Source organism: Vibrio sp. 2134-1 (assembly GCF_033339495.1).
The window spans coordinates 1-533 of the sequence record NZ_JAWOUS010000890.1 but is presented as its reverse complement, the minus strand read 5'-3'; the positions used below and the strand labels follow the sequence as shown (position 1 = coordinate 533).

Annotated in this window: 1 protein-coding gene; it reads left to right on the top strand. The window is 42.8% G+C overall.

The window, feature by feature from the left end; all coding sequences use genetic code 11:
- On the top strand, positions 1 to 533 hold a 533-nt coding region (locus R7R78_RS29095; RefSeq protein ID WP_225474963.1), incomplete at both ends, for a murein transglycosylase domain-containing protein.

Sequence of the window (533 nt, the reverse complement as noted above, 5' to 3'; positions counted from 1 at the left end):
TGATTGCCAATAACATCAAAACCAAAGATGTAGACTTTAAAAAAGCGTATTACGTTGAGATTCCAATGGTAGAGGATCACTTCTCTCAGCGTAGTTACCAATACGCGGATATCGTGCGTCGCGCGTCAAAAAAATACGACATTCCTGAAGATCTGATTTACGCCATCATCAAAACCGAGAGCAGTTTTAACCCTTACGCAGTAAGTTGGGCCAATGCTTATGGATTGATGCAAGTAGTGCCCAAAACCGCTGGTCGTGATGTATTTAAGCTCGTAAAGAACAAATCAGGACAACCTAGCCCAGAGTATTTGTTCAACCCAGAAAACAATATTGACACAGGAACCGCCTACTTCTACATCCTCAAAAACCGTTATTTACGCGAAGTTCAGCATCCAACTTCGTTAGAGTACAGTATGATTTCCGCTTACAACGGTGGAACTGGTGGTGTTTTAAACACATTTAATCGCAGTGACCGAAAGCGCGCGATGCGAGATCTCAATTCTTTGCAACCCAACCAAGTTTATTGGGCGCTA